Here is a 13,207-nt window from a genome sequence, read left to right on the forward strand (position 1 = left end):
TAACGATATAGCTATATTTAAAAGGTGGTATAAACGACCTTTTAAAACTTTATGCAGAGGAGGACATGCGTGATGAACAAAAAGTCAATTCGTGATGTCGAGTTAAAAGGCAAAAAGGTATTTTGTCGCGTTGATTTCAATGTACCTATGGAAGATGGAAAGGTAACAGATGAAACGCGCATTAAAGCAGCACTTCCAACGATTCAGCATTTGGCTGATCAAGGAGCAAAAGTCATCCTTGCAAGCCATCTTGGTCGTCCTAAAGGTGAAGCTGTTGATGAGTTACGTCTTGATCCGGTTGCAGACCGTTTAAGCGACCTCATTGGCAAAACAGTAACAAAAACTGATGCAGTCTATGGTGAGGAAGTAGACCGTGCGATTGCAGGTCTTGAAGATGGCGACCTTCTTCTTATTGAGAATGTTCGTTTTGAAGCTGGAGAAGAGAAGAATGATGAAGAACTTGCGAAGAAATTTGCTGCAATGGCAGATCTTTACGTAAATGATGCTTTTGGAGCTGCACACCGTGCTCACGCTTCAACAGAAGGCATCGCTCATCATATTCCTGCTGTAGCTGGTTTTCTTATGGAAAAAGAACTTGAAGTTCTCGGAAGCGCGCTAACTGAGCCTTCTCGTCCATTTACTGCAATTATCGGTGGAGCGAAAGTAAAAGACAAAATCGGTGTGATTGATCATCTACTAGATAAAGTGGACAACTTGATCATCGGTGGTGGACTTGCTTATACATTCGTAAAAGCGCTTGGCCATGAAATCGGTCTTTCTCTTCTTGAAGAAGACAAAATTGAGCTTGCGAAAACATTCATGGATAAAGCGAAAGAAAAAGGCGTTAATTTCTATATGCCAGAAGACGTTGTTATTGGCGACGATTTCTCAAATGATGCAAACACGAAAATTGTAAGCATCGAAGAAATTCCTTCTGACTGGGAAGCGCTTGATATTGGACCAAAAACAAGAGAAACGTACAGCAAAGTTGTTGCTGATTCCAAGCTAGTTATCTGGAACGGCCCTATGGGTGTATTTGAACTAGATGTTTACGCTAATGGAACAAAAGCAGTAGCAGAAGCACTTGCTAATGCAAATGATACGTATTCTGTTATTGGTGGCGGTGACTCTGCAGCAGCGGTTGAGAAATTCGGCTATGCTGATCAAATGAGCCATATCTCTACTGGTGGCGGTGCTTCACTTGAGTTTATGGAAGGTAAAGAACTTCCTGGCGTTGTCGCACTTAACGACAAATAAAATACTTATGACTTAAATTTATAAAGGGATGGTGAGTGAACATGCGCAAACCAATCATCGCAGGTAACTGGAAGATGAACAAAACACTTACGGAAACAAAAAGCTTTGTTGACGAAGTGAAAGGACTTATTCCTAATGGCGATCGCGTAGATTCCGTTGTCTGTGCTCCTGCTCTTTTCCTTGATTATTTAACGGATGAGCTAGAAGGAACAGCACTTCAAGTAGGTGCTCAAAACATGCACTTTGAAGAAAATGGCGCGTTTACAGGTGAAATCAGCCCTGTCGCACTTAACGATCTTGGAGTAGGCTATGTCATTCTTGGTCACTCTGAACGCCGTGAGCTATTTGGTGAAACGGACGAAATCGTTAACCAGAAAACTCATTCAGCGTTTAAACATAACCTAACACCGATCATCTGTGTTGGTGAAACGCTTGAACAGCGTGAAAGCAACGTAACAGAAGATGTCGTTAAAGGACAAGTTCAAAAGGCAATCGCTGGTCTTACAAATGAACAGGTAGCTCAATCTGTCATCGCATATGAGCCGATCTGGGCAATTGGAACTGGCAAAACAGCAACAAGTGATCAAGCAAATGATGTATGTGCATTTATCCGCGGCGTCCTTAAAGACGAAACGTCTGACGAAACAGCTAATGCGGTCCGTATCCAATATGGCGGCAGTGTGAAACCTGGTAACATTGACGAGCTTATGGGTAAATCCGACATTGATGGAGCTTTAGTCGGCGGCGCGAGTCTTGATGCGAAATCTTTCCTTCAGCTTTTGGAGGCTGGTCAGAATGCCTAAAAAGCCAGAAGCTTTAATCATCTTAGATGGTTTCGGCCTTAGAGATGAAGAAAAAGGAAATGCCGTAGCTCATGCGAAAAAACCGAATTTTGACCGTTACTGGAACCAATATCCACACGCTACCCTACAAGCGAGTGGTAAAGCAGTTGGTCTTCCAGACGGACAAATGGGTAACTCAGAAGTTGGCCACTTGAATATCGGTGCAGGACGCATTGTTTATCAAAGCTTAACAAGAGTAAATCTTGCAATTGAAGAAGGCGACTTCTTCGAGAACGAAACATTTCTAGAGGCTATTGACCATGCGAAGAAAAAAGGGACAAGCCTACACTTGTTCGGACTTCTTTCTGACGGTGGTATTCATAGTCACATTAAACATCTTTTCGCTCTTCTTGAACTTGCTGCTAAGCAAGGTTTAGAAGATGTCTATGTTCACGGTTTCCTTGATGGTCGTGATGTTGGCCAACAATCTGCGAAAACCTACATTCAGCAGTTAGAGGAAAAAATGGAAGAAGTCGGAGTAGGTCGTCTTGCGACTCTCTCAGGACGTTATTATTCCATGGACCGCGACAAGCGTTGGGATCGCGTAGAGAAGTCTTACCGTGCCCTGGCATACGGTGAAGGCCCTTCTTACAAAGATCCAAATGAGTTAATTGATGATAATTACAAGAATGAAATCTATGATGAATTCGTTCTTCCTTCCGTTATGACAGAAGAAGACGGTTCACCGATTGCGACGGTAGATGATGAGGATGCAGTAATCTTCTTTAACTTCCGTCCTGACCGAGCAATCCAGATTTCACAAGTCTTTACGAATGATGATTTCCGCGGTTTCGATCGTGGGGAAGAACGTCCGAAAGATCTTCACTTTGTCTCACTCACTCGTTTTAGTGAAACAGTTGGAGGCGACGTTGCTTTCAAACCAACAAACCTTGATAACACGCTTGGTGAAGTACTAGCTCAGCAGGACTACAAGCAGCTGCGTATTGCTGAGACAGAGAAATACCCACACGTTACTTTCTTCTTTAGCGGTGGACGCGAAGAAGAGTTTCCTGGGGAAGAGCGCATTCTTATCGACTCTCCGAAGGTTGCAACCTATGACTTGAAGCCGGAGATGAGTGCCTACGAAGTAACGGACGCGTTACTGAAAGAGCTCGATGCCGATAAGCACGATGCGATTATCTTGAACTTTGCTAACCCTGACATGGTAGGGCATTCCGGAATGCTTGAACCGACAGTCAAAGCGATTGAAGCTGTTGACGAATGTCTTGGTAAGATCGTTGATAAAATTTTAGAAAAAGGCGGAAATGCGATCATTACCGCTGACCACGGGAACTCTGATGAAGTCACGACGCTTGATGGCGATGCGATGACTGCTCATACAACGAATCCTGTACCTGTTATTGTTACTAAAGACGGTGCTGAGCTTCGTACAGACGGAATTCTTGCGGACCTTTCACCAACCCTTCTTGATTTGCTTGGCGGCAAGCAACCGAAGGAAATGACAGGGAAATCATTAATTAAATAACTTACATTTAAAGGAGATGACACGTTATGCCAATCATTACTGACGTTTATGCACGCGAGGTCCTTGACTCCCGCGGCAATCCAACAGTTGAAGTAGAAGTATTTACAGACGCAGGCGTTAAAGCACGCGCAATGGTACCATCTGGCGCATCCACTGGTGAATACGAAGCAGTTGAACTTCGTGACGGTGACAAAGATCGCTACCTTGGTAAAGGCGTAGAAAAAGCAGTAGCTAACATTAACGAAACAATCGCTCCAGAGCTAGTAGGAATGAGCGTTTATGATCAGCTTGGAATCGACCACATGATGATCGACCTTGATGGTACTGATAACAAAGGCAATCTAGGTGCTAACGCTATTCTTGGCGTATCTATGGCTGTTGCACGTGCAGCTGCTGAAGAGCTTGAACTTCCACTTTACGTTTATCTTGGTGGTTTCAATGCCAAAACTCTTCCAACACCAATGATGAACATTCTTAATGGTGGAGAGCACGCTGATAACAACGTAGACATTCAAGAATTTATGGTTATGCCTGTTGGAGCACCTTCTTTCAAAGAAGCACTTCGCACTGGCGCTGAAATTTTCCACAGCCTTAAAGGTGTTTTGAAAGAAAAAGGCCTTAACACTTCTGTAGGTGACGAAGGCGGATTCGCTCCTAACCTTGGTTCAAACGAAGAAGCGATCCAAACAATTATCGAAGCTATCGAAAAAGCTGGCTACAAGCCTGGTGAAGAAGTAATGCTCGCTCTAGACGTAGCATCTTCTGAAATCTATAGCGACGGTAAATACAACCTTGCTGGTGAAGGCGTAGTGAAGACATCTGAAGAAATGATCGAATTCTACAGCCAGCTATGTGAAAAATACCCAATCATCTCAATTGAAGATGGTCTTGACGAAAACGACTGGGAAGGCTGGGAGAAACTTACTCAAGCTCTTGGTGAGAAAGTTCAACTTGTTGGTGACGATCTTTTCGTTACAAACACAAACAAACTTTCTGAAGGAATCGAGCGCAGTGTAGGTAACTCTATCCTAATCAAAGTGAACCAAATTGGTACACTAACTGAAACGTTTGATGCTGTTGAAATGGCGAAGCGCGCTGGATACACAGCTGTTATTTCTCACCGTTCTGGTGAAACAGAAGATACAACAATCGCTGACATCGCTGTTGCGACTAACGCTGGACAAATTAAGACAGGCGCACCGTCTCGTACGGACCGCGTAGCTAAATACAACCAGCTTCTTCGTATCGAAGATGAGCTTGAGCACCTTGCAATCTACGGTGGCCGTAAAAGCTTCTACAACTTAGATAAGAAGTAAGTTGAACAACCCCCCGCGTGAAGACGCGGGGGTTTTTGTTGGGTTCTTTTCTTTTTTAGCCTTTGTTAATGAACAGTATGATTTTTGGCTGATTTGCGTGAAGTTGAGATTTCACGCAAATCAGCCACCACTCTTATCGGAACAACGTCTACAAAAACAGTCGTTACCGTTCAAGAAGTGTTAACACAATGTTTAAGAAGGTATGAGAATGTCCTGTATTACCGAAATAGATTGCTTTTACTGAAAAATATATGGTAAATTTATAGTATTGAAAAGGCTATAGTCCGGGAGGTGGAATCATGCATCTTGCAGCTACAATTGCATTAGTTATCGTTTCAATCTTACTTATTACTGTCGTATTGCTTCAGTCTGGTAAAAGCGCTGGGTTATCAGGAGCCATTACAGGTGGAGCTGAGCAATTATTCGGAAAGCAAAAAGCCCGCGGCTTTGAAGCGGTTTTAAATAAAGTAACGGTAGTACTTGCCGTATTGTTCTTTGTTCTTTCAATTCTCGTTGCGTATCTCGTGTAATGTGATAAAGGAAGCAGCAGGTGTTGAACCACTTGCTGCTTTTTTCATTGGAGGAAATGAAAGTATCAATTTCAGTGAAGCCGAGATCTGGCGCTTATATCCGCTCGAGGTCTTAAGCATGTTGCGGGTGAAATAGGCGCTTGTGCTTTTTTAAAGAAGAAAGAAAAGCAAGTTTTTTGTCGAATGAAACAGGGAAATAAGCTAGAAGAACACATTCCTTTTTCCTGAGGACGGAAACGGTTAAAATGCATATAAGGACTTCAATAGACAGGATAAATCGTTTTTTTGAAGGTCAAACTAATGAGTAGGACTGGATTATTTAGAGGAGGATCACATCATGAAAGTAGTAGCACCTAAGCCATTTACATTTGAAGGAGGCAATCGCGCGGTACTGATGTTGCATGGCTTTACTGGAAATACAGCAGATGTCCGAATGATGGGACGTTATTTGCAGGAACAGGGATATACGTGTCATGCCCCGCAATATGAAGGACATGGCGTTCCCCCAGAAGAGTTAGTACATACAGGTCCTCAAGACTGGTGGAAAAACGTCAAAGAGGGGTATGAAAAGCTGAAAAGCATGGGGCATGAGGAAATAGCTGTTGTGGGATTATCGCTTGGAGGCGTATTTTCTTTAAAGCTCGGTTATACTGTTCCTGTAAAGGGAATCGTACCCATGTGCGCCCCAATGGATATGAAGGATGAAGAAACGATGTATCAGGGTGTTCTTTCTTACGCAAGAGAATATAAGAAATTTGAACGGAAGTCTCCTGAACAAATTGAAGAAGAAATGGAAGCGTTCAAAGAAACCCCAATGAACACGCTCGGAGAACTTCGAGACCTGATCTATGATGTGCGTGATAACATTGATATGATTTATGCTCCGACATTTGTCGCTCAGGCAAGACACGATGAGATGATTAATACGGAGAGTGCGAATGTAATTCATGATCATGTAGAATCAGATGAGAAGAGCTTGAAATGGTATGAGAATTCAACACACGCTATTACGCTTGGAAAAGAGAAAGAGGAACTTCATAAGGACGTGCACGCATTTCTTGATGGACTTGATTGGTCTAAATAATCTACGGATATATTTTACTAGAAAGAAGGTGGAAGACAATGGCAGAAGAACATGAACAGAGAATATTGAGCTTCATGAAAGAGGAAGCATACAAACCACTAACTGTACAAGAACTTGAAGAAGTTTTTGGAGTGAAAGATTCAAGTGAGTTTAAGGAGTTTGTGAAAACCCTAAACGGGATGGAAGATGAAGGTTTAATTGTAAGAACAAGAAGTAACCGCTATGGCATTCCTGAGAAAATGAATCTTGTAAGAGGAAAGCTACAGGTGCATGCAAAAGGTTTTGCATTCCTGATTTCAGATAGCGACACTGGCGAGAAGGATGTTTATATTAACCAGAGTGACCTTGAGGGAGCGATGAATGGAGACCGTGTCATCGCACGACTACATCAAAAATCATCAGGGACACGTCCAGAGGGGACCGTTATTCGTATCATTGAGCGTGGTGTTAAGCGCACAGTTGGTACATACTCTGACAGCAAGCATTTTGGTTTTGTGATTGCGGATGATAAACGAATCCCACATGACATTTTTATTCCAAAAGGGGCTACTGGTGGTGCGGTTGACGGCCACAAAGTCGTTGTCGAAATTACGAAGTATCCTGAAGGACGTATGAGTGCTGAAGGACGAATTACAGAAATACTAGGACACAAGAATGATCCTGGAGTAGATATTCTTTCCATTATTTATAAACATGAATTACCAGGCGAATTTCCGGATGCAACGATGAAACAGGCCAATGACACGCCTGATCAAATTGATGAGAAGGAAATTGAAGGTAGACGTGATTTGCGTGAAGAAACGATTGTAACGATTGATGGTGCTGATGCAAAAGACCTTGATGATGCGGTTAACGTTGTTAAACTTCCAAACGGGAACTATAAATTAGGTGTTCATATTGCTGACGTCACGTATTATGTCACTGAGAACTCTCCAATTGATCAAGAAGCGCTTGATCGTGGTACGAGTGTCTATCTTGTCGATCGTGTAATCCCGATGATTCCACACCGACTATCAAACGGTATTTGTAGTTTAAATCCTCAAGTGGATCGTTTAACGATTTCATGTGAGATGGAAATTACAACGCAGGGGGAAGTTGTGAATCATGAAATTTTCCCAAGCGTTATTCGTACAAATGAGCGAATGACATATACGGATGTACGTAAAATTCTTAAACGTGAAGACGATGAAGTACTTGAGCGCTATAAATCTCTTGTTCCATTCTTTGATGGCATGGGAGAACTAGCTGAAATCTTAAGAAAAGGTCGCTTCGAACGAGGCGCTATTGATTTTGATTTTGCGGAAGCCAAAGTCCTTGTAGATGAAGAAGGGGCACCTCAGGAGATTGTTCAACGAGAACGCTCGGTAGCTGAACGTTTAATTGAAGAATTTATGCTTGTAGCGAACGAAACAGTTGCACAACATTTCCACTTCATGGAAGTGCCGTTTATGTACCGTATTCACGAAGATCCGGATTCAGACAAACTCAATACATTCTTTGAGTTTATTACAAACTTCGGCTATGTCGTACGAGGTAATGCTAACACGGTGCACCCGCGTGCGCTTCAAAAGCTTTTAGAAGAAGTGAAAGGTGAGCCAGAAGAAGCGGTCATCAGTAAGGTTATGCTTCGCTCTATGCAACAGGCGAAATACTTCCCTGAAAGTCTCGGCCACTTCGGTTTATCGACAGATTTCTATACGCATTTCACATCGCCAATTCGTCGTTATCCTGACTTAATTGTGCATCGTTTAATTCGTACGTACCTGTTTGAGAAAAAAGTCGACAATCAGACAACTTCTAAGTGGGGCGAAGCGCTTGGTGAAATCGCTCAGCACGCTTCAGCGATGGAACGACGTGCAGTTGACGCTGAACGCGAAACCGATGATCTGAAAAAAGCTGAGTTTATGAAAGATAAAATTGGGGAAGAGTTCGAAGGCGTGATTAGCGGCGTAACAAACTTTGGCTTATTTGTTGAATTGCCAAATACAATCGAAGGGCTTGTCCACGTTAGCTATTTAACCGATGACTATTACCATTATGACGAGGGTGCTTATGCGATGATCGGCGAACGTACCGGTAACGTATACCGCATCGGTGACGAAATCGCCATTCGCGTCTTAAATGTTAACATTGACGAACGAGCGATCGACTTCGAAATTGTTGGCATGAAGCCACCGAAAGAACGTCGTCGTAGAGAAAGTCCTAAAGTTATTGAAGGCGGAAAGCGTAAAAAACGTGGGAAGTCATCGAATAAAACAACTGATGCAGGACAGAAAAAAAGAAAGTTCTCTCCACCTAAAGATGGTCAGGGAACGAAAAAGAAAGCAAAAAACAAAAAGAAAAAACGTCGAAATAATAATGCTTAACTAGGGATATTTCAATCATGTCGGTCGGAGTAAGTCATCTTGACTTATTCTGACCAAATTGATATACTGGAGTTCGACGTTTGAGAGGGGGGACGGTCATGCCAAAAGGTGATGGTGGACTCATTGCACAAAATAAGAAAGCAAGACACGATTATTCTGTTATTGAAACATATGAAGCAGGTCTAGTTCTACAAGGAACTGAAATTAAATCCATCAGGGCAAGACGCGTAAACCTGAAAGACTCTCACGCCATTATTCGTAAAGGCGAAATTTTTCTTATCAATATGCACGTCAATGAATATGAGCAGGGAAATCGTTTTAATCACGATCCAACCCGTACTCGTAAGCTATTGATGAAGAGGAAAGAGATTGATAAGCTCCTTGGCTTAACGAAAGAACAGGGCTATACAATTATTCCACTTAAAGTATATATTAAGAATGGTTATGCGAAAGTACTTCTAGGTCTTGCCAAAGGTAAGAAAAAGTACGATAAGCGCCAAGATCTGAAAGATAAAACGATGAAGCGTGAAGTGGATAAAGCGTTGAAAGAGCGTCAACGGATATAGTTTCCATTTGATTGGAAGCTGATCTGTGTTATACTAACTATTACCGAAACAACATATGAAGCTTAAGTGCTTTCCCGTCTTCGGTTCTCATTTCTTATATGGGGACGTTACGGATTCGACAGGGATAGGTCGAGCTTAAGTCGCGAGTCGAGTTGGCGAGCTACGTTAAAAACGCCATGCCTATAACTGGCAAAGAAAACAACAACTTCGCACTAGCAGCGTAAGCTGTTTTGCGGTTCCTCCCTCCATCGCCCATGTGGTAGGGTAAGGGACTCAACTTAAGTGGGATACGCCAACAATCCACCGTCTGAGGAAAGTTGGAAGAGATTAACCAGACTAGCTACAAGGACGCCTGTCGTTGGGCAGAATTGTAGTGAAACACTAATATAACGACTACACTCGTAGAAGCTTAAGTGCCGATATCTCTGGACGTGGGTTCGACTCCCACCGTCTCCACCAAATACATACGGTGGGAATACAGTAATATCAACGATTATAAAGTTATGGGGTATTGAACAAGAGTTGAACTCTTGCTCAATACCCCTATTTTCTTACTTGGGGATATTTACTACATATTTGAACTGATCATAGACCTTCTAATTCATCAATTAGGAGGTTTTTTTGTGATAGTTAATAACAGAAAGCACGGCATCTTTTCTGTACCTGAGGAAGCTAGACAATTAAGCTATAACCAAGATAACAAACATAGTACAATAACAATTAAGGACGCACTGACTAACGTATTCCAACAAATGAGAGTGTCTGGTAATCGTGAACGAACAATTGAAAGTTATAATTATATTTTTAAGCAGTTTGTTGACATGACTCAGATCCAATACGTGGAAGATATTACATTAGACAGTATTTACAGCTATCTTGATGCATTGAACGTATCAAGGGAAACAAAACTCATTCGACTTAAATCACTAAAGGCTATCCTATCCCGCTTTCACAACAATGGTTGGGTACAGAAAAAATTCTGGTCAACTATTCAAATTAAAATTGATAAGAAGGTTAAAAAGGGGACAGCAGAAGAAGATATTAAAAAGCTCATAACTCTCATTGATCAAAGTACCTTTATAGGCTTACGAGATACAGTTGCCATACTAATGATGTACAAGACTGGAATACGTATTAGGACTATAGGAGAATTACTGGAGCAACATATAGACTTTGATAACTTGTGTTTAAATCTTGATGGATCAATTATGAAAAATCACAATTATTTAAAGTTGCCAATTGACGATGAACTAGCAAATATGCTTAAGGCACTCATCTATATGAATAGTAGAATCCGATCATATTATAATCGAAACAATACTAATGTATTTATCACACAAAATGGCTGCTCCTTGAATAGTAGTAAATCATCAAATAATGCTATTTCAAAGCAATTAAATAAATATAGTAAAATATATGGTTTAGAGAATATCAATGCACATGCACTTAGAAGAGCGTATGCTAAGGATCTACTAAATAAGGGGGCAAGTGTACCGCTTATTAGTAAGGCTTTGGGACATTCAGATATAGCTGTCACTACACAATACTTAGAATTAGATGTAGATGAGGTAGCAAACGATTTGCGTAAATATATATAATTAACTTATGTGGAAATGTACTATTGATTATTTAATTCAATTTCGGGTGTAAGAAAGGTGATTATTTACTAGTGGATAACTTGATACTGGAGCAAATGAAACAGCAATTACAACATGAAGTAAAAAATGGAACAAATGATCCTAATAGATTCCATGTATATGCTTGGGAAGCGGGATTAGGAAAAAGCACACATGTGAATAATAGTATTAGAGAGTATTTTAACGATCATGGATTCGAGAGTAATGTTAATAAGTATTTGATAGTAAAAAAATTCAAAACTGATGTGTATGAAACTGTAGAACAGTTAGAAAAAAGTGATGCGTTAAAAATGTATGGTGATTATGGTGTTCTTGGGATAACAGGTGATAATATTGCTTCCTATACAACAGAACAAGTTAGAAACTGCAAAGTGCTTGTAATCACTCATACAAGGTATATAGCTGCATGCGAAAAAGAACTAATAGAATCTTTTGGTAAAAGAGATGTGTTAATAATTGATGAGCAAGTGCAGTTCCCTGTAATGAAATTCGGGAGAGCTGAGTACAATACAAAACGTCAACAAATCCATTTATATGAAGGACAAGCTTTGTTTGATAAATGCTTGTTACCATTATTAGATTGGTTAGATACTATATACAAAGAAAAAGAATATAATAATATCATTACTTTCAAAGGCGAATTTTGTAAAGAGCCGCTAAATGATTTTAAAAAGTGGGTTAAGAAAAATACTAATGCTGGGAGAAAAAATAAGTATAACGAATTAGTTCAAGAAATAGAATCCTTATACAATAAGAATAATTTAGGATTTATCCATAATGATACTCTGTTTTTTATTGACCAAGGTAAACGATTCCGAAAATTAAAATCTAATATCATTCTAGATGCTAGTGCTGACATTACTCCATTGTATCAATTAAAAAATCATTTTAATGTAGTAGAGAAGAGATTAAGTATAAATCATTCACAATCTAAAATTATGTGCATGCCAGTTAATACAAGTAAAAGTGGTATGAAAAACTATCGAGATAACATAATTAAGGATATTCAGCATAGGCTGCGAAAGATGAAAAACATTGATAAGCAGGCGCTTATTGTGTGCCATAAAGAGAATTCTACTGAATTACTAAGTGGTCTAAAGCAAACTTTAGGTGAGAAGATATATATTCCAAATGAAGAATCTATGGAAGAAGAAGCTCTTCAAACGATCGCAGCAGTAGATTGGTATGGGAATATTGTCGGGAAAAACACATATAGAGAATATGATATTTGTATGATTGTAGGAACGTTTAACATGCCGCTCCCAGTTTATTTGTTGCAGTTTTTCCAATATAACAGACAAGTTGATCCGACTCAACTTCCCGATAAATTGGAGTTAGAAAGCGGTCATTTTAAAAGTGAAAAATTCGAAGAGATCAGAAAGGCTTTTGTTGCAGCTGATTTTTATCAAGCAGCTAGACGTATACAACGAAATCAAAATCCTAAAGCAGTGTATATTTTATATACTTATGATGAGGATGTTTTGCATGCTTTTAAAAATAAATTCAAGGATATAGGAGATGTACTTTACTTAAACAGGGAAAGTATTATGGAGAAAGAGGTTTCTCCTCGAAAAGAAAAAGCGATTCAAATGTTAATGTATATAGCAGAAAACGTTGAGGTAGGAGAACTTATTGCTAAGCAGAATTTGGCTCATGCAATAAGTGTATCTGAAAGCAATTTTTCTAGGTATTTGAAAAATGATGTTATGCAAAAGCATGTAGAACAAGAGGATATTGAAATCAGAAACAAAGATATTATAAAAAAGTCTGACTTTGTAGTTGTGTAGAAACTCGTCACCTCCCCTTATAATATAATTAAGATGACGAGATGAGTTAGGAGGCTGTAAATATAATAAAACCATTATTTTATTCACAACTACAATATGCGATTGAAGAGTTTACTTTTTGCGAAGCAAGAAGTGAACTCTATCGAGGAGTGCAACAGTGAGGAACGAGCGTTGCATGGGCTGATAAGCCAGAAGTAGAGCATTGCTCTACTTCTTTTTCTTTTGCAATGACAAATGGCAGAAGGATTTTGGGATCATCTCACAACAAATACCATTTATCATGTAAAATAGTAATAGATAGTTTATTTATGACAACTATTCAAGGGGGCGGGATTA

The 13,207-nt window shown here is 40.1% G+C and carries 10 protein-coding genes and 1 other RNA gene; all 11 read left to right on the forward strand.

Features of this window, described 5'->3' with window-relative positions:
• Positions 1-72 precede the first annotated feature (72 nt).
• Complete coding sequence (locus IQ283_RS03685) at positions 73-1,257, forward strand: phosphoglycerate kinase (RefSeq protein WP_194218791.1); 1,185 nt, start codon at positions 73-75, stop codon at positions 1,255-1,257.
• A 41-nt stretch (positions 1,258-1,298) separates the two neighbouring features.
• Positions 1,299-2,060, forward strand: a complete 762-nt coding sequence (gene tpiA, locus IQ283_RS03690) for a triose-phosphate isomerase (protein WP_194218792.1) — start codon at positions 1,299-1,301, stop codon at positions 2,058-2,060.
• Positions 2,053-3,585 (forward strand): 2,3-bisphosphoglycerate-independent phosphoglycerate mutase, encoded by a 1,533-nt coding sequence (gpmI, locus tag IQ283_RS03695; RefSeq protein ID WP_194218793.1) that lies wholly within the window; start codon positions 2,053-2,055, stop codon positions 3,583-3,585. The genes tpiA and gpmI overlap by 8 nt, the downstream gene beginning before the upstream one ends.
• Positions 3,586-3,611: 26 nt before the next feature.
• Positions 3,612-4,901, forward strand: coding sequence for a phosphopyruvate hydratase (gene eno / locus IQ283_RS03700; protein ID WP_194218794.1), 1,290 nt, complete (start codon positions 3,612-3,614; stop codon positions 4,899-4,901).
• A gap of 299 nt (positions 4,902-5,200) precedes the next feature.
• Entirely contained in the window at positions 5,201-5,431 is a 231-nt protein-coding gene (gene secG, locus IQ283_RS03705; protein ID WP_098445013.1) for a preprotein translocase subunit SecG, read from the forward strand.
• Between the two features lie 337 nt (positions 5,432-5,768).
• Entirely contained in the window at positions 5,769-6,515 is a 747-nt protein-coding gene (locus IQ283_RS03710; RefSeq protein WP_194218795.1) for an alpha/beta hydrolase, read from the forward strand.
• A gap of 38 nt (positions 6,516-6,553) precedes the next feature.
• Positions 6,554-8,881, forward strand: coding sequence for a ribonuclease R (gene rnr, locus IQ283_RS03715; protein ID WP_194218796.1), 2,328 nt, complete (start codon positions 6,554-6,556; stop codon positions 8,879-8,881).
• A gap of 98 nt (positions 8,882-8,979) precedes the next feature.
• Positions 8,980-9,447 carry an SsrA-binding protein SmpB gene (smpB, locus tag IQ283_RS03720; RefSeq protein ID WP_194218797.1) on the forward strand — a complete coding sequence of 156 codons (468 nt, stop codon included), beginning with the start codon at positions 8,980-8,982 and terminating at the stop codon, positions 9,445-9,447.
• Between the two features lie 100 nt (positions 9,448-9,547).
• Positions 9,548-9,906, forward strand: a transfer-messenger RNA (tmRNA) gene (gene ssrA / locus IQ283_RS03725).
• A 164-nt stretch (positions 9,907-10,070) separates the two neighbouring features.
• Positions 10,071-11,045, forward strand: coding sequence for a tyrosine-type recombinase/integrase (locus IQ283_RS03730; RefSeq protein WP_242057230.1), 975 nt, complete (start codon positions 10,071-10,073; stop codon positions 11,043-11,045).
• A gap of 71 nt (positions 11,046-11,116) precedes the next feature.
• Positions 11,117-12,871, forward strand: a complete 1,755-nt coding sequence (locus IQ283_RS03735; protein WP_206759425.1) for a hypothetical protein — start codon at positions 11,117-11,119, stop codon at positions 12,869-12,871.
• Positions 12,872-13,207: the final 336 nt, after the last annotated feature.

Source organism: Pseudalkalibacillus hwajinpoensis, assembly GCF_015234585.1.
Classification (GTDB): Bacteria; Bacillota; Bacilli; order Bacillales; family Guptibacillaceae; genus Guptibacillus; species Guptibacillus hwajinpoensis_B.